This is a genomic window from Virgibacillus alimentarius, from assembly GCF_017874635.1.
GTDB classification, from domain to species: Bacteria; Bacillota; Bacilli; order Bacillales; family Amphibacillaceae; genus Virgibacillus_B; species Virgibacillus_B alimentarius.
Genome location: NZ_JAGIKX010000015.1, coordinates 1 through 21,873, shown reverse-complemented (window position 1 = coordinate 21,873; position 21,873 = coordinate 1). Strand labels below are relative to the sequence as shown.

19 protein-coding genes are annotated in these 21,873 nt (G+C 35.3%); 16 read left to right on the top strand and 3 right to left on the bottom strand.

Going from position 1 to position 21,873, the window contains the following annotated elements; genetic code table 11:
* Nucleotides 1-57 precede the first annotated feature (57 nt).
* From J2Z81_RS08955 to J2Z81_RS08940, 4 genes are all read left to right on the top strand, one after another.
* Complete coding sequence (locus J2Z81_RS08955) at nucleotides 58-1,125, top strand: DUF871 domain-containing protein (RefSeq protein ID WP_226371196.1); 1,068 nt, start codon at nucleotides 58-60, stop codon at nucleotides 1,123-1,125.
* A gap of 178 nt (nucleotides 1,126-1,303) precedes the next feature.
* Nucleotides 1,304-2,233, top strand: a complete 930-nt coding sequence (locus J2Z81_RS08950; protein ID WP_226371195.1) for a DMT family transporter — start codon at nucleotides 1,304-1,306, stop codon at nucleotides 2,231-2,233.
* Between the two features lie 341 nt (nucleotides 2,234-2,574).
* Nucleotides 2,575-4,560: a chemotaxis protein CheA gene (locus J2Z81_RS08945; protein WP_226371194.1), complete on the top strand. Its 1,986-nt coding sequence runs from the start codon at nucleotides 2,575-2,577 to the stop codon at nucleotides 4,558-4,560.
* Between the two features lie 77 nt (nucleotides 4,561-4,637).
* Entirely contained in the window at nucleotides 4,638-6,332 is a 1,695-nt protein-coding gene (locus tag J2Z81_RS08940) for a methyl-accepting chemotaxis protein (RefSeq protein ID WP_226371193.1), read from the top strand.
* Between the two features lie 51 nt (nucleotides 6,333-6,383).
* Here the strand turns inward: J2Z81_RS08940 and nhaC are convergent, their stop codons facing one another.
* Entirely contained in the window at nucleotides 6,384-7,754 is a 1,371-nt protein-coding gene (nhaC, locus tag J2Z81_RS08935) for a Na+/H+ antiporter NhaC (protein ID WP_226371192.1), read from the bottom strand.
* A gap of 372 nt (nucleotides 7,755-8,126) precedes the next feature.
* Here nhaC and J2Z81_RS08930 point away from each other — a divergent pair, with 372 nt between their 5' ends.
* The 4 genes from J2Z81_RS08930 to J2Z81_RS08915 all read left to right on the top strand — a co-directional run bounded on the left by J2Z81_RS08930 (nucleotide 8,127) and on the right by J2Z81_RS08915 (nucleotide 10,042).
* Entirely contained in the window at nucleotides 8,127-8,855 is a 729-nt protein-coding gene (locus J2Z81_RS08930) for an AzlC family ABC transporter permease (protein ID WP_029269325.1), read from the top strand.
* Nucleotides 8,852-9,151, top strand: a complete 300-nt coding sequence (locus J2Z81_RS08925) for an AzlD domain-containing protein (RefSeq protein ID WP_029269324.1) — start codon at nucleotides 8,852-8,854, stop codon at nucleotides 9,149-9,151. The genes J2Z81_RS08930 and J2Z81_RS08925 overlap by 4 nt, the downstream gene beginning before the upstream one ends.
* 28 nt (nucleotides 9,152-9,179) lie before the next feature.
* A complete protein-coding gene (locus tag J2Z81_RS08920) occupies nucleotides 9,180-9,710 on the top strand; it encodes a GNAT family N-acetyltransferase (protein ID WP_226371191.1) in 531 nt (176 codons plus the stop codon).
* Nucleotides 9,711-9,808: 98 nt separating this feature from the next.
* The gene (locus J2Z81_RS08915) at nucleotides 9,809-10,042 is read left to right on the top strand and encodes an IDEAL domain-containing protein (RefSeq protein ID WP_029269320.1); all 234 of its coding nucleotides are present in this window, start codon (nucleotides 9,809-9,811) and stop codon (nucleotides 10,040-10,042) included.
* Nucleotides 10,043-10,176: 134 nt separating this feature from the next.
* On the opposite strand, the gene J2Z81_RS08910 is transcribed toward J2Z81_RS08915, so the two are convergent.
* Nucleotides 10,177-11,064 (bottom strand): zinc dependent phospholipase C family protein, encoded by an 888-nt coding sequence (locus J2Z81_RS08910; protein ID WP_226371190.1) that lies wholly within the window; start codon nucleotides 11,062-11,064, stop codon nucleotides 10,177-10,179.
* Nucleotides 11,065-11,369: 305 nt separating this feature from the next.
* Between J2Z81_RS08910 and fumC the strand changes: the two genes are divergently transcribed.
* From fumC to J2Z81_RS08895, 3 genes are all read left to right on the top strand, one after another.
* Nucleotides 11,370-12,755, top strand: coding sequence for a class II fumarate hydratase (fumC, locus tag J2Z81_RS08905; RefSeq protein WP_226371189.1), 1,386 nt, complete (start codon nucleotides 11,370-11,372; stop codon nucleotides 12,753-12,755).
* A 450-nt stretch (nucleotides 12,756-13,205) separates the two neighbouring features.
* Nucleotides 13,206-13,409, top strand: coding sequence for an alpha/beta-type small acid-soluble spore protein (locus J2Z81_RS08900; protein WP_226371188.1), 204 nt, complete (start codon nucleotides 13,206-13,208; stop codon nucleotides 13,407-13,409).
* A gap of 210 nt (nucleotides 13,410-13,619) precedes the next feature.
* Nucleotides 13,620-13,973: a YlbF family regulator gene (locus J2Z81_RS08895; protein WP_029269370.1), complete on the top strand. Its 354-nt coding sequence runs from the start codon at nucleotides 13,620-13,622 to the stop codon at nucleotides 13,971-13,973.
* Between the two features lie 118 nt (nucleotides 13,974-14,091).
* On the opposite strand, the gene J2Z81_RS08890 is transcribed toward J2Z81_RS08895, so the two are convergent.
* Nucleotides 14,092-14,277, bottom strand: coding sequence for a YhzD family protein (locus J2Z81_RS08890; RefSeq protein ID WP_226371187.1), 186 nt, complete (start codon nucleotides 14,275-14,277; stop codon nucleotides 14,092-14,094).
* Nucleotides 14,278-14,501: 224 nt separating this feature from the next.
* Here J2Z81_RS08890 and J2Z81_RS08885 point away from each other — a divergent pair, with 224 nt between their 5' ends.
* The 5 genes from J2Z81_RS08885 (at nucleotide 14,502) to J2Z81_RS08865 (ending at nucleotide 21,689) form a co-directional block, all read left to right on the top strand.
* Nucleotides 14,502-15,401: an ABC transporter ATP-binding protein gene (locus J2Z81_RS08885; protein ID WP_226371186.1), complete on the top strand. Its 900-nt coding sequence runs from the start codon at nucleotides 14,502-14,504 to the stop codon at nucleotides 15,399-15,401.
* On the top strand, nucleotides 15,394-16,644 hold the full coding sequence (locus tag J2Z81_RS08880) for an ABC transporter permease (RefSeq protein WP_226371185.1): 1,251 nt from the start codon (nucleotides 15,394-15,396) through the stop codon (nucleotides 16,642-16,644). Before J2Z81_RS08885 ends, J2Z81_RS08880 begins: the two co-directional genes overlap by 8 nt.
* A gap of 122 nt (nucleotides 16,645-16,766) precedes the next feature.
* Nucleotides 16,767-18,008 carry a metallophosphoesterase family protein gene (locus tag J2Z81_RS08875; RefSeq protein ID WP_226371184.1) on the top strand — a complete coding sequence of 414 codons (1,242 nt, stop codon included), beginning with the start codon at nucleotides 16,767-16,769 and terminating at the stop codon, nucleotides 18,006-18,008.
* Between the two features lies 1 nt (nucleotide 18,009).
* On the top strand, nucleotides 18,010-20,979 hold the full coding sequence (locus J2Z81_RS08870) for an ATP-binding protein (RefSeq protein WP_226371183.1): 2,970 nt from the start codon (nucleotides 18,010-18,012) through the stop codon (nucleotides 20,977-20,979).
* 146 nt (nucleotides 20,980-21,125) lie between these two features.
* The gene (locus J2Z81_RS08865) at nucleotides 21,126-21,689 is read left to right on the top strand and encodes a GbsR/MarR family transcriptional regulator (RefSeq protein ID WP_226981303.1); all 564 of its coding nucleotides are present in this window, start codon (nucleotides 21,126-21,128) and stop codon (nucleotides 21,687-21,689) included.
* The last annotated feature ends 184 nt before the right edge of the window (nucleotides 21,690-21,873 follow it).

Genomic DNA, 21,873 nt, shown 5'->3' with positions numbered 1-21,873 from the left:
AAAAGGAGGTTTTTTACCTCCTTTTTTCTATATACTGAAAAAGGATGTGTGATAGCAATGCTAGGGATTTCTGTATACTTAGGAAATAAAGAAATAGCAGATCAAAAATCATATATAAGAAAAATGAATGATTGCGGTTTTCGTTGTATTTTTACATCCCTTCATATTCCAGAAGAAGATAATTCGAAATATAAGGACCAGTTAAAGGAACTAGGTCATTTAGCATCCCAACTGGACATGGAGCTAATGGCAGATATATCTCCAGATTCTTTAAACCTATTAGGAATGAATTGGTCTAACGCGGATAAATTACTCAGATGGGGGTTGACCGGAATCCGAGTGGATTACGGTATTCCCGAACCTGTGATCATCGAACTATCTCAAAAAATGAAAGTAGCTTTAAATGCGAGTACGATTACAGAAGAGGCTTTAACACGAATGAAGGCAAACGGTTTGGTAACTGCATCTGTAGAAGCCTGGCATAATTTTTATCCACGCCCTGAAACTGGGCTTGATCTTGATGACTTTATAGAGAAAAACCGCTGGTTAAAAGAAAAAGGGATAACCATTATGACCTTTATTCCCGGAGATGAAGAGTTGCGTGGTCCATTGTATCAAACGTTGCCTACGATTGAGGATCATAGGAAACAATCACCTTTTGCTTCCTACATGGAAATGAAGATGGTTGGACGAGTTGATAAAATTTTAATTGGTGATGTAGCTATAAGTTCATCGACATTAGACCAATTCACTTCGTACAATAAGAATAATGAAATCCTTTTGAAAGCAGAACCGGATGAAAATTCAGCTGAGGAAATATTGCAGAAAATACCTGTTTTACATACAAACCGTCCTGATGGGGCTCGAGATTGCTTTCGTTCCGTGGAATCACGGCAGTATCCTCATAAAAACATTTCACCATCAAATTGTATGGAACGTCTAATCGGGACAATAACAATAGATAATAAAAAATATTTACGGTACCAAGGAGAAATACAAATTACAAAACGGGATTTACCAGCAGATGAAAAAGTGAATGTAGTTGGCAGGGTAGTGTCAAAAGACAGACCATTATTAAAATGGATCAGGGACAATCAAAAGGTGCGAATACAATGGGGATCTTAAAATGGCTCTCTTTAGAATTTTTTAGGAATTTCATAATATGAAAGGACCGTCTGAAATAATCTATAGAATAGTTTAATATTGTACTTATAACTAAATTATACTAACCTATAGATAGTTACCTAAAATATTCAAAATATTGAAAAGGACCTGATATTTAATGGGCAAAGGAATGGAACAGATGTCAACTAGTCCGCTGCTTCAACGTAAGTGGGTGGTGTATGTTTTGATTTTATTAATCACGCTTATTTGGGGATATGGCTGGGTTCTTATGAAAGAAGCTCTCCGGTACATGGGTCCATTTTCCTTTTCTGCGCTACGATTTGGTGTAGGATCTGTCATCTTATTTATGATTATGTTCTTTATGAAAATGAAAAGACCGCCAAAAGAGCAGTTAGGACACATTGTCATCGTTGGTTTGTTGCAAACAGCGGTTGTTTATTTATTGGTAATGTATGCATTACACTTTGTTGAGGCAGGTAAATCATCCGTATTATTATATTCCATGCCGATTTGGAGCAGTTTTTTTGCAGTGAAGCTTTTAAAAGAAAAAATTACGATAACTAAAATGGTGGGACTTGGATTAGGTGTTGTTGGACTTATCATGATTATTGGCTGGGACATATTTATTGGTCAGGATTTTTCTGCTTTATTCGGTGAAATACTGATAATAATAGCAGCTGCATCATGGGGATTAGCAAATGTATATTATCAGTTAAAGGTAAAAGGTGTTTCAAAAATACAAGTAACTGCATATCAAATGGGGTTTGGAACATTAGGAATCACGGCAGCTGCAATTGGAATGGAATGGGGAGAACCCATCCAATTCAATGTAACAAGCATATACTATATTCTGTTTACGGGTGCTTTAGCTTCGGCTTTATGTTTTACATTATGGTTTATTGTACTTAGTATGATCGATATTGTTACGGCAACAATCTCAACATTGCTTGTTCCTGTTTTTGGTTTGCTTTTCAGTGCGGTGCTTTTAGGTGAAAAGATAACAGCAGGGGTTATACTGGGATCTTGTTTGATACTTGCAGGTATATTTATTGCTCAATTACCAATGAAAAAGATGGAACAAACAAAAAGCAAATCCTTAACCTTATGATCAAGTTCATAGATTGTTTGAAGCTATAAAAAGGGGAAAACTTTATATGATCATAAAAACGTGAGTTCTTTTTAAAAGGAACTCACGTTTTTATGTGTGTTGATAAAACTTTAGGAGTGTCAGGAAGTGTTAGAGAGACGGGCATTGATCGAAGAAAATAGATGATTTTGAGTTAACAATTTTTATAAATGGTCGATAAAAAATAGGAAGGAAGAATCAAAAAAAATCAGTTGTTTGATATAAAAGACCTAATCATGGGAGAATTTACTTCAATTCATGTTAGGTTCAAAACTTAATTTATTATGTGGATCGTCAGGATAGAGATGGAAAGGAAGTATTATATGGAAACAAGTCAATATTTAGAAATGTTTCTTGATGAGGGACGGGAGCACTTACAAGCGGTGAATGACAACCTTCTTAAATTGGAAAAATATCCGCATGACTTTAATCTTGTTGAGGCGATTTTTCGATCAGCCCACACCTTAAAAGGAATGGCTGCCACAATGGGGTTTGAGGATATAGCGGCACTGACACATCAGATGGAAAACATCCTGGATAAAATACGTAATAACAAATTGCCAATTTCTACAGAGGTTATTGACATAACATTTTTAGCAATTGAATACTTGGAAGAAATGGTGAATTCGATAGGTGAAGGAAGTGATGGCAAAAAAGATGTAACAAGTATAATCGAACATCTAGCGAATGTAGGGAATGGGGGAAATCCCAGTCAAACAGACCAAGTATTAGAGAAAGAAGACGAACCAATCATTGAATTAGATAATTATCAAATTACTGTAGTCACTCAGGCTGTAGAACAAGGGTATCATGCGTTCCTAATCACTATTAGATTAATAGAGGAATGTCTTCTAAAAGGTGTACGTGCTTATATGGTTTTTGAAATACTTGATAATCAAGGTGAGATTATTAAGACGATACCTGTAGTAGATGAATTGGAAGAAGGAAACTTTGAAAGGGACTTCACTTTTGCTTTTCTATCCCAAAAAACTGCAGATGAAATAAAGGATCTTATTTGGAACGTATCAGAAATTGAAAATGTGGATATTTCAAATCTCTCCCGGGTAACGAAAGCCAATGAAAATAAAAATAGTAATAATGAATCAGACGCAGAAAAAACACATAATAACTTCAATGGGAAAAAAAGTATAAGTCCCTCTAGTAAAACAATTCGGGTGAGTCTAGCACGTATTGATCATCTTATGAATCTGTTTGAAGAGATGGTGATTGATAGAAGTAGACTCACAGAACTGGCAAAAAAAATAGAGAACCAAGCATTAACAGAAACCGTTGAACATACAACTCGGATTTCAGGTGAAATGCAAGATTTAATTTTAACGATGCGAATGGTACAAGTGGAACAGGTATTTAATAGATTTCCTCGTATGGTAAGAGGGCTAGCCAAAGATTTAGGCAAAGAAATTGAACTGAAAATTATCGGAGCTGATACAGAGCTGGATCGGACTGTTATTGATGAACTAGGAGATCCATTGGTTCATTTAATTCGCAACTCTGTTGATCATGGGATTGAAGCACCATCAAAACGTATAGAACTCGGAAAACCTGCAAAAGGGAAGTTAATATTACGTGCTTTTCATAGCGGAAACCATGTATTTATTGAAATTGAGGATGATGGCGCAGGAATTAATCGTGATAAGGTTGAAGCAAAAGCAATTGAACAGGATTTAATTACATCTGAACAGGCGAGAAATTTAACCGATGATAAGATTCATCAGCTTATTTTAGCGTCTGGTTTTAGTACGAATGATAAAGTGTCAGATATTTCTGGGCGCGGCGTTGGCTTGGATGTTGTCAAAAATACGATTGAATCACTCGGCGGCGAAATTTCTATCAAATCGCAGCAAGGGAAGGGTAGTGAATTTTCTATTCAATTACCTCTAACCCTATCTATTCTCGCTGCTTTATTGATTAAAGTTCAAGGTGAAACATATGCTATTCCGCTATCTTCAATTGTTGAAACAGTACTGCTTGAAAAAGAGCAGATTATGTATGCACACGGACAAATAGTTATGGATTTTAGAGGGAAGATTATCCCTCTGATTTCACTGAAGGAATTTTTCGCTGTTCCAAGTAAAAACGAAGGTAAAAAACAACAACATGCTGTTGTATTAGTGAGTAAAGGAGAAAATATTACAGGGTTAATCGTGGATTCTTTTCTCGGACAACGAGAAGTTGTTCTTAAATCTTTAGGAAACTATTTAAAGGACGTTTATGCTATTTCTGGGGCAACCATTCTAGGAGATGGACGCGTATCATTAATTATTGATCCGAATGCATTAATCAAATAAAAAGATGCCAATAAGCATGTTTTACATATGTCTAATGGAAAATGAAGTCTAAACATAATTGACAAGGAGGTATATTGATGAATCATTTCTTGAATTTCAAAACGATTCGAATAAAGATGATACTAGGGTTTTCGATTGTTCTTATCCTTAATATATTTTTAGGTGTTTATATGTTTTGGAATTTAAATAAAGTGAATAAAAGCTCAGGTGATATTGTAAACCGAGAGCTTCCATTATTAATCGCTGATAAGCAATTAGTCTCAGCGCTTGCGAATGAGATCGGAGCGGTACGTGGATATTTATTATTTGGAGATGGCTTCTATAAAGATTTATTTGAAAAATATGCAGATGAAGGAATAAAACAGGAAGAGATCATTAAAGAGATAGGTGCAACGAAGGAATTTGAAACACTTAGTGAGCAATCTTCTCAATGGAGAGAAACCATTGTTCATGATGTATTTCAAGAATACGACAGGGGAAATAAAGAAGGTGCACTTCAAAATTTATCAGAATCAGGTCCATTTTTTGACGAAATAATAAATGGTTATCAGGATATGGCTAAAAAAAGAGAGAATAAAATTGTTTCTATGGAGGAAAACAATATTGCTAACGGCGAAAGAACATTAACAATTGTTTCAATCGTAATTGTATTAGTTATTGTTCTTAGTTTAATTGTGGCATTTATAACTTCATACTCTATTTCAAAACCGCTTAGAATGGTGATGAAACGAATGAAACGTATTGCTAGTGGTGATCTTAGCTATAAACCTATCGAAACGAGATCAAGGGATGAAATAGGACAGCTTATTGCAGCAACCAATGAAATGACGAAAAATACAAAGGAATTGTTGAATCAGATTATGACTGTCTCGGAATCGGTAAGCAGTCATAGTGAAGAATTAATGCAAACAACGAATGAAGTTAATGCAAGTTCTGAACAAATAGCAACAACGATGCAAGAATTAGCATCCGGGGCTGAGTCACAAGCTAATAGTGCTAGTGATTTGTCATCTATTATGGGGTCGTTTACAGTAAAAGTCCGGGAAACGCGTGAAAATGGGGAGTGTATACGCCAAGCTTCCCATGAAGTTTTAAATATGACAGATAGAGGTAGTCAACTAATGGAGTCTTCAAATGGACAAATGGAAAAAGTAAATGGAATTGTCAGTGATGCAGTTGACAAGGTTGATGGCTTAGATAAACAAGCTCAGGAAATTTCTAAGCTTGTATCAGTGATTCAGGATATATCTGATCAAACGAACTTGCTTGCCCTTAATGCAGCGATTGAAGCTGCCAGAGCAGGTGAACATGGACGGGGTTTTGCGATTGTAGCGGATGAAGTAAGAAAACTTGCAGAACAAGTATCTGTTTCTGTGACAGATATAACAGACATCGTTGAGCGTATACAAAGCGAATCAAGTATTGTCGTAGATTCACTAAAAGAAGGGTATCAGGAAGTTGAAGAGGGCACTATTCAAATAAGAACAACGAGTGAAACATTCCATACAATCAAAACAGCAATTAAAGAAATGGCAGAAAATATTAATATCGTTTCTATGAATTTATCGGATATTGCCAATAACAGTGAAGAAATGAATTCCTCTATAGAGGATGTTGCAGCTATCTCAGAAGAATCAGCCGCAGGGGTTGAACAAACATCAGCTGCCTCACAACAAACAAACAGTTCGATGGAAGAAATAGATGGAAGTTCACGTCAACTCGCAACATTAGCGGAGAACCTAAATGGCTTGGTACAACGATTTAAATTATAGTTAACAGGTAAAATGGGATTGAGTATTGTTGGACTCAATCCCATAAAAAATCTAATGCTGTTTTTTAAGTCCTCTGCCTCCAAATAAAATTGTAATCACTGGACTTAATAAACAAAAGAAAGCAAATGGCAAATAGGTCATTACTGGTACACCTAATACATCTGCGATAAATACTCCACAAACACTCCACGGCACAAGTGGATTAATAACTGTTCCCGCATCCTCTAATGTTCTTGATAATGCCTTAGGAGCAAGGCCGGCTTTTTTATATACACCTTTATATGTTTCTCCTGTTAGCATAATGGATAAATATTGTTCACCAATTAGAATATTGACACCAATCGATGTTGCTGCTGTAGAAATGATAATAGACCGCACCTGATGTAATTTACTTTGAAATGCTTGTAATATAGACGGAACGATACCAGTAACAAACAGGAGTCCTCCAAATCCTAATGCTAAAATAACGAGTGAAATAGTAAAGAGCATACTGTTTATACCGCCTTTTGTTAGTAACTCATTTACAGGTTCAAAATCAGTTGAAGCCGTATATCCATCAAACCATACCGTCCAAATTTCTATCGGCGCTATATTACCTAATATGCTTGCAATGATCGTTGCAATTATACTGCTTAAAGCCAAAGAAATGAATGCAGGTATTTTAAAGATGGTGCAAAAGACAAGTATACCTAAAGGTAACCATGAGAGCCAATGTATTAAATTGGTTGCTTCTAATGCCATTTCATACTGATGCACGTCCTGCAAAGGTATTGATTGATTTGGAGATAAGGTCACAAATAGTATAAAAGATATAATAAAAGCTGGAATTGTTGTTAAGCTCATATGTTTGATGTGCTCAAATAAGTCAACCTGAACAATCGTTGACGCCAGATTAGTTGTGTCTGATAAAGGGGACATTTTGTCACCAAAGAAAGCACCGGATACAATCGCTCCAGCTGTAATGGCCATTGAAGCATCGATAACATCACCCATTCCAATGAAAGCAACTCCGATGGTTGCGGTTGTTGTGAGTGAACTGCCGAGTGAAACTCCAATGATTGCAGTAATAGCAAACACAATCCCATAAAACCATGTCCCTCCAATAAAAGAGAAGCCAGTACTTATTAATACAGGGATCGTACCGCTAATCATCCAGCTGCTTATTAATATACCAATGAGAAAAAATAAAAAAATAGCACCCATTCCAGATTTGGCCCCTGCTATCATACCTGTTTCTAACGACTCAAAAGGTATTTTTTTTATTAATCCATATGCAACAAGTAAAATTATTCCTAGTAATATCGGGATATGTGGAACAGTATCAAGTCCAACTATAAAATAACTAATTAAACCTATAATAATAATGAAAAAGAAAAGTGCTTCACTTAATGTTGGATTATGTTCAGGTTTGATTGGGAACATCTCGCATTCTCCTTGTTGATTAGTAATATAAATAATAAAAAGCCTCGTCCCGAAAATAGGGACGAAGCTTTACTCCGCGTTACCACCCTGATTGTTGAATACTTTCAACCGCTCAAGAGATTTATCTATAAAAATAGAATGTGTATATTCGAATTTTTCCTGCCAAAGTTCACATCATCCACTTTGTTTCTTATGCTGCCTGGAAATATCTACTCGTCATTCCTAGATAAGTTTATCCATTTGAAATTGTTATTATTGAATATACATTGTCATCTGTTCTGTTGTCAATCGAATTAATAAAGTCCGAATTCTTTGTAATATGAAAAAAATCAGTTTATAATATATAGAATTTCGGGAAAGGGAGCAAAGTATATGGTGACAAATACAGCAGGAAAAGAACCTTCATCACAAGCGAAATTGATGATTAAAAAAGGTCTTGCCACTGGATTTCCAATTGTACTAGGTTATTTGCCTGTCGCTATTACATATGGCGTGTTAGCAAAGCAATCAGGTTTATCTTTAGTTGAATTAACATTAATGAGTATACTTGTGTTTGCAGGTGCAAGCCAGTTTATGGGGGCTAATATGATTGCGGTTGGAGCAGGAACTGTGGAAATAATTATTGCAACGTTCGTTCTTAATTTTCGCCATTTTGTGATGAGTTTGTCGTTTATGAATTCCTTAAGAGATATAGGGATAAATTGGAAGTTGCCTCTTTCACTTGGCTTGACAGATGAAACATTTGCGGTTTCAGCTTTACATACAAAAGAAGCAAAGATGGAAAAAGGCCCCTTATTTTATCTAAGCATTTTTTTGACAGCTTATTTTTCATGGGTTTTTGGATCTTTTTTAGGCGGGTTAATCGGGGAAGTTATTCCGGAGAGACTGAGCGATAGTATGGGAATCGCATTGTATGCAATGTTCATAGGTCTTTTAATTCCATCCGTAAAAAGAGAATTAAAAGTCGGATTGATTGCGCTTATAGCGATGCTTATCAATGTTTTATGCAGTCAATTTATGACCGATGGCTGGTCTATTGTACTAGGGACGATTATAGGTGGTTTAAGTGGTGTTTATTTTCTTAAGGAGGACAAGTCATGATATTTATGATTATAATAGGAATGTCAATTGTCACAATGATACCTAGAATCATTCCAGCATTTATAGTTGATAAATTGCAGTTTCGTGATTGGGTGAATCGTTGGTTAAATGCCATTCCCTATGCAGCATTAGGAGCTCTTATTTTTCCGGGAATCTTAACTGTGAAACCTGATCAGCCCGAAATTGGCTTAATAGGCGCGGGCGTCGCAGTTGGGTTAGCTTATATCGGATTAAATGTTATTCTAGTCGTGGCTGGTGCGATCTTATCCATCTTTATCGTTTCCATCTATATTTAAAGAAATAAAAACAGGGGGGATAGCCGTTATGTTTTCGGTTAGAAAGGCTGTTTATACGGATGCAGAAACAATTGCTACTATTCATGTAAATACTTGGAAAAGCACTTATACTGACTTGCTTGAAGAACGTGATTTAACTAATATGACTTATGAAAATCGAAAAACGCTATGGGAAACAGTGTTGCGACTGAAAAAAAGAGAACAATGCACATTTGTGATTTGTGACGATGAAAAAATCGTTGGCTTTATTTCTGGAGGTCCAGAAAGAACCAAACGTTTTGCATATGATGGTGAAATATACACGATTTACATACTAGATGAATACCAAAAAAAGGGTTTAGGAGCAAAACTTTTAAAAGCATTTGCTCAAGAGATGAAAGGAATGAATTATCACTCTATTCTAGTGTGGGTACTAAAGCAGAATCCATCTAGCCGTTTTTATGAACGATATCTTGCCAAATCGGTAGGAGAAGAAGCAATTACGGTTGGAGAAGGAAGCTATCAAGAAACTGCGTACGGATGGGATAGCATTGATGAATTGCTGGAAATACTTGCATGATATACATGGCGTATTCGTTCTTTTTTCTGTAAGCATTAGACTTGAAATTTATCTAAAAATTTAGGATAATAAGAAAAAGGAACAAGGGGGCATATTCCATGAAGAAGCAAAAAACAATTTATCGATATTACCGTTATGAAGGTAATATTCTTCATGCAAAACGAGAAATTCCATATGAACTAAAGCTCACGTCAAGATTGATTTTAGATGAATTATGTTTTAAATGGAATAAAAAAAGATTAGAAGCCGCAATCAACCGTTCCATCGATACTGGTAATAAACAGGAATTTTTAAAGTTAAGTAAAGCATATAACCACTTTATATGGGAGTAAATAAATATAGAAATAACCCGTACTAGTGACAAGCCGTATAGGCAGGTTTTAACGTGCATGAAAAGTGCAAGGTTATTTTAATCATAAGAGTCAGCAAACAATTTATTTTGTTCAGCTGGCTCTTTTTACTCGAGTTATTTCTTTGGAAGAGACATGCCTGTCTGATAGGATTTATTTCCGATTAATTGTAAAAGTTTTTTGGGAACAAAGGCATTTTCACTATGCCAATAATTTAATACTTCCGTTATAATTTCCAAACCCTCTGCCCGAGCATTTTCGTATAAATCAATAAAACTTTCCAAAGATGGTTTTTTGGTTACTGGATGATACCATGTTGTTTTCTGTAAGTTTAAATAGTCAATATGATCATTTACTGGCTGATGGGAATATAGAGAAACGTAGGAAGGAAATAGCTTATTCTTCCATCCATATGGATCTGAAAATAATCTTAATGCCAATTTCATATCTCTATATGATTTGTGAATGTATGCTGCATTCTGTCCTCTTATCTTTTGGTTATACTTTTTTATAAGGTCATGCAATAAACTTGCAATGTCTTTATTCATTCTAAACCCGATATCAATTTCTTTATAAGCTGGTGCTTTCCACGTTTTTAATCGATGGAACCTCTCCATCATTAACGTATCTATTTTTACTTCCAACTCTTGAGGTTCATGATGTAACGCTTGAGCCAAGTGATAAATATATGGATGTGTATTTCTGTCTAATAAATGATGTGTGATAAAACCGAAAACATACGAACGTACTTTTTCATTTTTATCTTTTGCAGCTTTAATTAAATCCACAATAAAGTTGCCACAGCGCTCTGTGTGCAAGAAATTACTAATGGCATGTATATGCTCTTTATTAGTTGACCAAGGCCAAAAATTATAATATAAAAAAAGGTCTGGTCCTTGCGCACCTAGTTTTATAAATGTTTCATTTTGTGAAAATGGATGTGGACCGATAATTGTATCCAAAATATCTTCACAAAATAATATATGTGTCCAAATTTTTGGCATATCGAATCCTCCTTATAACAATTGCTCCAGTATAAGAAGACTTCTGGTTAAAAAAGTAATTATAAAAAAAGCTTGAACGTCTTCCTGTGAAAGTTCTTTGAATTACTTCGTGCATATTAAGTATTATATATCAACATAATGGAATCAGATAGTAAATTCCCAGCACAAATTTGTGTCAATATGAAGTTTCCTTTTTTTGTAACATTTGCAAGAAACGAAATGGTAATCTTAAAATGATTTAACTAACTGAATTATTTGGTACAATAGAAGAGTGAAGGATAAGCATACATAGGGAGGAAATGAACATGGATTACCGTATTGAAAAAGATACAATTGGAGAAATTAAAGTAGCAGCTGATAAGTATTGGGGAGCACAGACACAGCGCAGTAAGCAAAACTTTCCAATCGGTAATGAAAAAATGCCAGAGGAGATAATAAAGGCATTTGCTATTTTAAAAAAGAGCACAGCGAAAGTAAATAGCGACTTAGGATTATTAGATGAGAAAAAATCTGAAGCAATAGCTTATGCAGCAGATCAAGTAATCGATGGTAAGTTATATGATCACTTCCCATTAGTTGTCTGGCAGACAGGCAGTGGAACGCAATCAAATATGAATGTAAACGAAGTATTAGCATTTGTTGGAAGCGAATGGTTAAATAATAACGGCAGCGATTTAAAGCTTCATCCAAATGATGACGTAAATAAATCACAAAGTTCGAACGATACTTTTCCGACAGCGATGTATATTGCAACAGCATTAAAAATGGAAGATCAAGTTTTGCCAGCATTAAAGCAATTAAAAGATAGTGTGAAGCTTAAAATGGATAAATTTCAAGACATTGTTAAAATAGGACGAACTCACCTGCAGGATGCTACTCCTTTAACACTTGGTCAAGAAATAAGTGGCTGGCACCGGATGCTTGAAAAATCAGAAAGTATGATAAAAGAAAGTCTGCAGCACTTAAAAGAACTTGCAATTGGTGGTACTGCTGTAGGGACTGGTTTGAACACTCATCCAGAATTTGCGGAACGTGTTTGCAGTGCAATCAGTGAATATACAGGGAAAGACTTTGTTTCTGCACCAAATAAATTTCATTCTTTAACAAGTTATGATGAAACTGTTTATGCACATGGTGCATTAAAAGCTCTCGCTGCAGATTTAATGAAAATTGCAAATGATGTACGTTGGTTAGCAAGTGGACCACGTTGCGGTATTGGAGAAATTACAATTCCAGCTAATGAACCTGGAAGTTCCATTATGCCAGGTAAGGTAAATCCGACACAAAGTGAATCGCTAACAATGGTTGTAACCCAGGTGATGGGGAATGACGCGACGATCGGCTTTGCGGCAAGTCAAGGAAACTTTGAATTGAATGTATTTAAACCAGTGATGGCTTATAACTTCTTGCAATCATGCGGGCTTTTAGCAGATGGTATGAGATCTTTTGAAGAAAGATGTGTACGAGGGATTGAACCAAACCATGAGCAAATTGAAAAGAATTTAAAAGATTCTTTAATGTTGGTAACAGCATTAAATCCACACATTGGTTATGAAAATGCAGCTAAAATAGCTAAAACAGCTTTCGAAGAGAACTCCACTTTAAAAGAAACTGCAGTTAAGTTAGGGTTATTAACTGAAGAAGAATTTGATCAATATGTGAATCCAAAAGAAATGACCCATCCAAACTAAAGATGATACGAAAGAGGTTGGGCCTTAACTAGCCAAGAAGTGACTTTCATTTTATCAGAAGGTGTCCTTTTTGTTTACTAAAACAAGCATATTAAAGCCCTTTTCATATCTAGTTGACTGGAACGAAAGGCGGCTGGCTCCTGCTGGAACAGCACGAGTCTGAAGACCCCGCAGGAAGTGGTTTTCTTCCGAAGAGGCAGAGGCCGTGCCCGCGGAAAGCAGTCGCCTGCAGTGCAAGTCAACGGGATTACTAAATAAGTATAAATCGCACGGAAAAGTAAAATAAAGAAGTTCGGGAGTTCCATCTAAAGACGGGACTCCCGAACTTCTTTTACATTTGCTGGGGTTTTGTCCTAACCTCCTTTTCCTTTTAAAGAACAAATTACCAGCCACAAATCATGATAAGATTTTATATATTGCAGACAATATATTTTACAGGAGGTGATAAAGATGGCTAGAAACAATTCAAACCAACTAGTCGTCCCTGGAGTTGAACAAGCTCTTGATCAAATGAAAGTTGAAATTGCACAAGAATTTGGAGTAAATTTAGGCGCTGATTCCACTTCACGTTCTAATGGATCTGTTGGAGGGGAAATCACAAAGCGTTTAGTGCAAACTGCGCAACAACAACTTAATGGACAACAACCTCAATAAAAATGGCTAAGAAGAGGAAAAACCTCTTTCAACAGAGCAAAAAAGTCATATTGGCTTTTTTGCTCTTTTAAATTGTCAAAAATAAATAGTAATTTCAAGAAAAAGTATACATGAATCTATACGTTTGTTATAGTAGCCATTAGGTTGTTCAAGTTGTAATTTATTAACTGTTGCAAAATCGGACGACTGGAAAATTTGAGGAGGTATCCTATGTCTAATGTTTATGATAGTGCTTATGGCTTAGAGAACGCACTTCGGGAAAGTTCAGAATTTAAAAATTTGAAAGCAGCGTTTGAAGCAGTAATGAATGATGAGGCTGCTAAGAAACTGTTTGAAAATTTCCGGGATACGCAGTTGGGGTTGCAAAAAAAGCAAGCCACAGGTGAAGATATTACGGAAGAGGAAGTTGAAAAAGCCCGTAAAGTTGTTGAAACAGTACAACAGCATCAAGATATTTCAAAACTAATGGAGGAAGAGCAACGCTTAAACCTTATTATTAATGAAGTTAGTGCAATTATCACAAAGCCATTGGAAGAGCTTTATGGAGAACAAAACTCAAACTAGTAATGAGAAAACAACTCGTAAGACAAAAGTCTGCGGGTTTTTTTCGATCTTTTCTGCAAAAAGACGACCTTGTCAATATCTTTATGTATCACTTTAGCCGTCTTTTTGCATAAAGCATTTACCTGTGAAATAGGATTAACTCACCCTCAGGTGATACACATCGATGTGTATATTCACGATAACCTTCTTCACCTAGACGGTTTTGCCCAATTTCCTTTGCTTCATCATTGCTTTTTGCAGTAAAAGATTCATCTAATAATTTGTCTCCAGATTTACTGAAAACAGTTAAAGCATATGTTTTCATAATTTTCCCTCCTTGAAGTCGAAATATGTAGGATATAGAATATATTCTTTATTTATTAAAAAAATCCTTCTTTTCATCATCTTTACAATATTATTTGATATAATTTTATAAGGAAATTATAATGTTAAAAGATTTTATTTGCCATAATTGGCATACAGGATGAAGTTATTTTTCAATATCTTTCAGACGCTTTGTCGGCTGTAAATATAAAGGGGGAAGGCAATTTGGCATTGTTATTAAAAGAAGTCACAAAAAGGTTTGGAAAAGACACTGCTGTGGACCATTTGTCACTAGAAATTCCAGAAAAGGGAATTTTTGGATTTTTAGGTGGAAATGGTGCAGGTAAAACAACTACATTCCGTATGATACTCGGATTATTAGATCGTACAGAAGGGGATATTTCATGGAATGGGGAATCAATTAGTTATCATAAGAGTCATTTGATCGGTTACCTGCCTGAAGAGAGGGGCTTGTATCCTAAGTTGAAAGTACGAGAGCAAATTGTTTATCTAAGCAAATTGCGTGGAATGAAAAAAAGCGAGGCATTGACCGCACTAGAAGCTTGGCTGAAACGTTTTAAAGTACCAGAATATATCGATAAAAAAGTGGAAGAGCTGTCTAAAGGTAATCAGCAAAAAATTCAGTTTATTTCTGCTGTCATTCATCGACCGCAATTGCTTATTCTGGATGAGCCTTTTTCAGGTCTTGATCCAATTAATGTAGAAATGTTAAAAGAAGCTGTTATCGATTTAAAAGAACAAGGTACTTCTATTGTATTTTCATCACATCGTATGGAACATGTAGAGGAACTATGTGAAAGTCTTTGCATTTTACATAAAGGAAAAGATGTTGTTAAAGGATCGTTAAAAGAGATTAAACGTTCTTACGGGAAGAAAAATTTGATAATACATGCGGACGAGTCACTAGAATTTTTAAAAAACCATCCTGGGGTTGTACGTTATAAAAATATAGCAGAAGGCTGTGAACTGCAGATAGAAAATGAAGATATTTCTCAAACTATTTTTCATGCACTGCAAGATAAAGGATTTATTCGTAGGTTTGAATTAGAGGAACCTAGTTTAAATGATATTTTTATTGAAAAGGTAGGTGCATCTTATGAATAAATTTTGGATTATTTTATCCCATACTTACATGTCCAGGGTGAAAACGAAGTCTTTTTTAATAGGAACACTTATAACATTATTGCTTATCTTCGGAATCTCAAACATTCAATCTATTATTGATATGTTTTCTGATAACAGTTCGAAAAAAATTGCGGTAATGGATGATTCGGAAAAATTATTTAAGCCACTAGAAAGCAATATTTCTACAGTTGATGATACAGTCGGTTTAAAACTTTTTACTGGATCAGAGGATGAAGCCAAAGAAGCTGTACAAGAGGAAGAATATGAAGCTTTTGTTAAGTTATCTTTAAGTGATAATCAAATGCCAGAAGCGCATTATTATGCAGATAACATCACAAACTCTGATACGCAAATGCTAATTGAACAACAATTACAGCAGGTAAAGGTTTCAATGGCAACGGAGCAGGCAGGGATCGATCAAGCAACACTACAAAATATCAATGCACCTGTCACATTTCAGACTAAAGCGTTAGATAAAGATGCCAAGACAGATGAGGAACTAAGTCAGGCACGTGGTATCGTTTATATTATGCTATTTGTATTATATATTGCAGTGATTATGTATGGATCCATGATTGCAACAGATGTAGCGACAGAAAAATCATCCCGGGTGATGGAGTTATTGGTATCCAGTGCGCCACCAGTTACGCATATGTTTGCAAAAATAATAGGAATCGCATTACTAGGATTAACTCAAGTTATTCTTGTTGTAGGAGTAGGGTATGCCCTCATTGTTTCTAAACAAGGTGAGCTAACCGAAGGATTTTTTAGTTATTTTGGTATTCAAAATACATCGCCAGCACTCTTTATCTATGCAATTATTTTCTTTTTATTAGGTTATTTGCTGTACGCAACATTAGCAGCTATGCTGGGATCGCTTGTTAGCCGTGTAGAAGATGTTCAACAATTAATCCTGCCGATGACCTTTTTGATTATGATTGCTTTCTTTATTGCAATGTTTGGACTGAATATGCCTGAATCTAAATTAGTGATTATTTCTTCTTACATTCCATTTTTTTCACCAATGCTTATGTTTCTACGCGTTGGAATGATGGACGTTCCCGTCTGGGAAGTTTCCATTTCCATTGGGATATTAATAGCGACAATCGTACTTTTAGCTGTTCTTGGTGCAAGAGTATATAAAGGCGGTGTCTTGATGTATGGCCGCTCCAGTTCGTTAAAGGATTTAAAAAAGGCGATTGCCTTATCTAAAAAAGAATAGGCTTAAAAAAAGTCACAGAATAGGAAACTGTGGCTTTTTATTGCTTTGAAATACGAACGTGCATTCTGAAACCTTTTTTGCTAAAATGAAGATAGTCAAATGAAAGTAGCGGGTGATCCACGTTGAAGGAACAAATATCTTTTATCCATGCAGCTGATTTACATTTAGATAGTCCTTTTCAAGGATTAGCTCATACTCCAGAACATATTTTCTCAGATCTCCAAGCGAGTACATTTACTGCACTTAAAAAGTTAGTTCAGGCTGCTATCGAAAAACAAGTAGATTTCGTACTTTTAGTTGGTGATCTATTCGATAATGAAAAACAGAGTCTTAAAGCCCAAATCCGTCTACGGCGTGCATTTGAGGATTTGGAACAACATCAAATTCCGGTCTATATATCATATGGAAATCATGATTACCTAAATGGCAACAAGTATGCAGTAACTTACCCATCTAACGTGTTTATTTTTCAAGATGAGCAAGTCAATTATTTTACATATAAAAGGAATGGCAAGGCAATCGCTAATATTTATGGGTTTAGTTATAAAAATAGGGCAGTTGAAACAAATAAAGCGAAGGAATATTATGTCCAGGATGAGCAGATCCCGTATCATATTTCGATGCTTCATGGGAGTTTGCATAGCAATACAGAGCACGATGTGTATGCACCATTTTATTTAAGTGATTTAGTAAATAAGGATTTTGATTATTGGGCCCTTGGCCATATCCATAAGCGGGAAATCTTAAAAGAAAATCCATATATTATTTATCCAGGGAATATACAAGGCCGCAATCGGAAAGAGCAGGGTGAAAAAGGATGTTATCATGTCAGGATGTCACCCACAAATACAACGGCTTCTTTTATTCCGCTGCAAGCCATTCAATTTAATGAGGTAAGTCTTGATGTTTCCAAATGCGAGGAAGTTTATCATCTGGAGAATGAAATAAAAAAGAAGCTTGGTGCAGAATTAGATCCATCTATTTCTCAGCTAGTCCAATTGAAACTGACAAGTAATAATAGGCTTTTAAAGCAATGGGAAACAGAACAGTATCTTGACGATCTCATCGAGCTTATTAATGAAACATTAGCCCATCAGAAACCATGGATGTATATTTTCCGTTATACCGCAGTTGTACACGCAAGTCTTTTTTCTGACGAAATGTTGTACAGGGCTGAACATTTTATGGGTGAGCTTATAAGGCATTTTGATAAGGTATCTGTTCACTCTTTTACAAAAGAATTATTTGAGCATAGACAAGCAAGAAAGTATTTAGATTGTTTATCAACAGAAGATGAAAAAAGGATCAAAGAGAAAGCGAAACAGCTTTTAATGAATGAACTCATGATGAATGAGGGTGAATAATTTGAAATTACAGCGGGCAACAATTTACGGTTTTGGCAGATGGGTGGATGAAACAATTGATTTTTCTGGTCATTCCTATATCTGCATTTACGGTGAAAATGAGTCTGGAAAGTCAACCTTACAACAATTTTTGTTATTTATGCTATTTGGACTTCCACCTAAGCAGCGCACATTTTATCAGCCTAAATCTAGCGGAAAGCTTGGTGGAAGACTGACTGTTATTGACGATAATGGTAAGAAATTTACGATTGAACGTTTGGACCAAGTTAGGAATGGAGCTGCTAAATGCTATACGCAGGCAGGAGAAGAACATGATGAGACCTGGCTGAAAGAAAAGTTAAAAGGCATGACAAAGACAATTTATGAATCAATTTTTTCATTTTCGGGAGCAGATTTAAGCAACATCACAAAGATGAAAGAAGACGACTTAGGTGAGGTTCTTCTTGGAATTGGATTAACTGGTTCTAACAATATTTATTCTATTGAGAAAAGATTAGATAGCAAGATGGGGGATTTGTTTAAACGTTACGGAAAAAAGCCAGTGATCAATCAACAACTTAAAACTTTAGAGGAACTTTTTTCAGACCTTAAGAAACATGAAGCGCGGGAAGATACCTATAAGGAGAAGAAGACAGATATACAAGTTATAAAAAATGAAATTTCCAGCTTGCAGTCTTCCATTCATCAAGCAAAAGAAGATAGGTTTACACTCGAGAAACAACAACAAGCTTTACCTCTTATAAAAAAGTATCATTATTATTTAAGTGAATTATCGAATTATCCATCTCAAATAGCTTTTCCTGAAGATGGGATTGAGCGCTTGAATCAACTAAAGGAACAACTTCTTCCATTGAAAAGCGAATTGTCTGTTGTTGAAGATAATCAAAGAAAATATAAAGAAAGGCGAGAGGAGTTACAGCAAAAATTACACGAGGAGGCAGTCTATAAGCAAGCACAAGAAATTATCGAAGGAGAACAATCGTATTTAGAAAATAGACGTGAAATAGAAAAAATCCGGGTAACAGTGAAGCAATTAGAAACACAAATGAAAAAAGAACTGGAAGAGCTAGATCTAGGTCTCGATCCGGGCGATTTATCGAATATAACTTTCCCTTTTCAAATTGAAAAAACATGGAATGATATTAAGAACAATCGTGATCAATTAAATGCTGAACAAGATCAAATAGATCAAGAAGCAGAATATTTAAAGAAACAACAGAATGAATTAGAATCTTTGAGGGAGGAAGAAGAAGCGTGTGTTCTTGCTGATCAGCAAAGAAACGAATGTGTTCATAAGTTAAATAGATACAACGAACAGGATTACATGAGAAGTTTCCAAGCTGCAAAAAGTAATCAGCAATTAAAATGGGAAAAAGCAAAAAAACAAAAAGAAAAAAGGATATCTAATCTTTTCCTTGCAAGTGTGGTAGCTGCAGTCCTTATTGCACTTTTGGCAAGTATTACTGATGACTCGCTCCTTTTCACTGGAACAGTAATCTTGCTGCTGCTTGGGGGCGGACAGTATTTTTTAGGAAAAAGGTCCTTACATGTTACAGATCAGTTTCTTGATACGAATGAAGAGGTAATATCCTCCAGTACGATAACAAAAGAGGAGAAAGAAAATATAGAACATTTGCTTGCTGAGGATAAACAGCGAAGAGAGAAACTGGAAGTAACACTACAGCAACTAAAGGCTTTACATGTACAGTTAATGAAATGGGAAGAAAAAAAGTTTGCTTTGCAAACAAAAGAAAAACAATTACTGGTCCGAATGGAAGAACAATATAAACATTATCCATTTCTTGAGAAAATAAGTGTTTCCTATTGGCCGGAATTTTATCATGCGATGAAAAACCTTCTTTCTCAAAATCGGAAAAAGGTGGAATATGAGGCTTTATATCAAAAGCTAAATGAATACCAAATTGAATTTGAAAATAAATGTCGTATTTTTTTGCAAGATATAAGCGGAGAATCGGTTAATGACGCGATGGAATTTCAATTAAAGATTATAAGGAAAAGCTTAGAGGATAGGGAGAATGCGAAAAACGTTTTGCGCCAATATGAAAATTGGAGCATAGACAATGCTGAACAACAACGGGTGTTAAAGCAGAAAGTAGAAACGTATGAACGTGAGATAAGGAATTTATATGATACTGCTAACGTGAACTCAGAGGATGATTTTTTAAAAAAGGCAAAGCAAGTCGAAAAGAAAAAAGAAATAACTGAAAAGATCAATCAATTTGTCAGTCAATTATCCATCATTTTCCCTGATGGAGATCAGAATACATTTATAAATGGAAAAGGCATAAATGAACAAACACTTCAAGGAAAATATGAACAAAACAAAGAAGTAATCGGTGAGCTTGAAAAAGAGATTGAAGCAAAAAGACACCAACTTGCTAGTGTACATTCAGATATATCTAATTTGGAAATGTCTGAAGCATATTCGAACATTATGCATCGTTTTCATAGGGAATCGGAGCATTTAAAAAAGCTTGCTAATGAATGGGCGGTTCTACAAACAGCTAAAGGAATCTTGACGGAAACAAAGCGCAGCTATCGCAAAAAGTATTTAGATAAGGTAATAAATCGAACATCAACGTTTTTTGCAGTTTTAACCGATCACAGATATATAAAAGTGTATCCCCCTTTAGAGAATACGTTCTTCCAGGTAGAAGCCAGCGACGAGATAAGGTATAATGTGAATGAGTTATCAAAGGGAACGATTGACCAGTTGTATATTTCTTTACGACTTGCTATTAGCGAGATTATGAGTAATAAGCATTGTTTACCTTTTATAATAGACGATGCTTTCGTGCATTTCGATTCTATACGTACGATGCGTGTAATGGAAATTCTAGCAGACCAAGCGAAACATCAGCAGATTATTCTATTTACATGTAAATCAGATATACTGCAAGCAGCACAAAAAGCTAAAATTATTCGCTTAGGGAATCCTATTCGCATTTAATAATTATTCATGCTAAACTTATTTCAGAAAAGATTTCTTGAACAAATACTTAGGGACACGTCATTATATCTATTACGTTTAAGGTATAAAAACCTTATATTTTAGTTAAGAGAAAATTGGCTTATTAATAAATGGGAGGAATTCCATTGGCTGGGGAACAAGGAGAAAAAAAAGATTGGGAAAAATACGAAGAAACAATTGAAAAATTCATTCAAGTCATAGCTAAAAACATGAACTTATATGGTATGACCCCTTCTGTTGGAAGATTATATGGGGTCTTGTATTTTTCAGATGAACCGATGACACTCGATGGTATGCGTGATGCGTTAGAGATGAGCAAAACCAGTATGTCGACAGGAGTACGTGTATTATCGGAGATGAAAATGGTTGAGTCTACTTTTAAAAAAGGAATTCGAAAAGATCTTTATCAATCAGAAGAAGATTGGTATAAGTCATTTACCTCACTATTTGGGAATCGTTGGCGTCAGCATACAGAAACAAATATTGAAGAAGCAGAAGAAGCAGTAGAAGAGCTGGAATTACTAGTGGAAAAAACAACCGACGAGCAGTTAATCGACAAGATTACAAAAGATATTGAAAAGCTCCGCTACGCACAAAATTATTATAAATGGTTAATGGAATTCATAAGTGTAGTGGAATCCGGGAAGATTTTTGAATTTATTCCAAAAAGGCCACAAAACAAAAAATAGAAAAATAATAAGAGCGTGAGATTGGCAACAAAAGAATACAGGATCAATAGCTGTCTGTATACCTGTCTGTTGGTCAATCTCTTTTTTTAATAAAGACCTGCGGTAGTATGTCAAAAGAAAAATAAATAACTATTTGATTATCAAGGTGCAATTCACTTAAAAAAAGCAACACGAAGCTAAACCA

What these genes read in the sequence shown, in the direction of transcription:
- J2Z81_RS08955 (WP_226371196.1), top strand. Translation starts at nt 58, where the DNA reads ATGCTAGGGATTTCTGTATACTTAGGAAATAAAGAAATAGCAGATCAA.
- J2Z81_RS08950 (WP_226371195.1), top strand. Translation starts at nt 1,304, where the DNA reads ATGTCAACTAGTCCGCTGCTTCAACGTAAGTGGGTGGTGTATGTTTTG.
- J2Z81_RS08945 (WP_226371194.1), top strand. Translation starts at nt 2,575, where the DNA reads ATGGAAACAAGTCAATATTTAGAAATGTTTCTTGATGAGGGACGGGAG.
- J2Z81_RS08940 (WP_226371193.1), top strand. Translation starts at nt 4,638, where the DNA reads ATGAATCATTTCTTGAATTTCAAAACGATTCGAATAAAGATGATACTA.
- nhaC (WP_226371192.1), bottom strand. Translation starts at nt 7,754, where the DNA reads ATGTTCCCAATCAAACCTGAACATAATCCAACATTAAGTGAAGCACTT.
- J2Z81_RS08930 (WP_029269325.1), top strand. Translation starts at nt 8,127, where the DNA reads ATGGTGACAAATACAGCAGGAAAAGAACCTTCATCACAAGCGAAATTG.
- J2Z81_RS08925 (WP_029269324.1), top strand. Translation starts at nt 8,852, where the DNA reads ATGATATTTATGATTATAATAGGAATGTCAATTGTCACAATGATACCT.
- J2Z81_RS08920 (WP_226371191.1), top strand. Translation starts at nt 9,180, where the DNA reads ATGTTTTCGGTTAGAAAGGCTGTTTATACGGATGCAGAAACAATTGCT.
- J2Z81_RS08915 (WP_029269320.1), top strand. Translation starts at nt 9,809, where the DNA reads ATGAAGAAGCAAAAAACAATTTATCGATATTACCGTTATGAAGGTAAT.
- J2Z81_RS08910 (WP_226371190.1), bottom strand. Translation starts at nt 11,064, where the DNA reads ATGCCAAAAATTTGGACACATATATTATTTTGTGAAGATATTTTGGAT.
- fumC (WP_226371189.1), top strand. Translation starts at nt 11,370, where the DNA reads ATGGATTACCGTATTGAAAAAGATACAATTGGAGAAATTAAAGTAGCA.
- J2Z81_RS08900 (WP_226371188.1), top strand. Translation starts at nt 13,206, where the DNA reads ATGGCTAGAAACAATTCAAACCAACTAGTCGTCCCTGGAGTTGAACAA.
- J2Z81_RS08895 (WP_029269370.1), top strand. Translation starts at nt 13,620, where the DNA reads ATGTCTAATGTTTATGATAGTGCTTATGGCTTAGAGAACGCACTTCGG.
- J2Z81_RS08890 (WP_226371187.1), bottom strand. Translation starts at nt 14,277, where the DNA reads ATGAAAACATATGCTTTAACTGTTTTCAGTAAATCTGGAGACAAATTA.
- J2Z81_RS08880 (WP_226371185.1), top strand. Translation starts at nt 15,394, where the DNA reads ATGAATAAATTTTGGATTATTTTATCCCATACTTACATGTCCAGGGTG.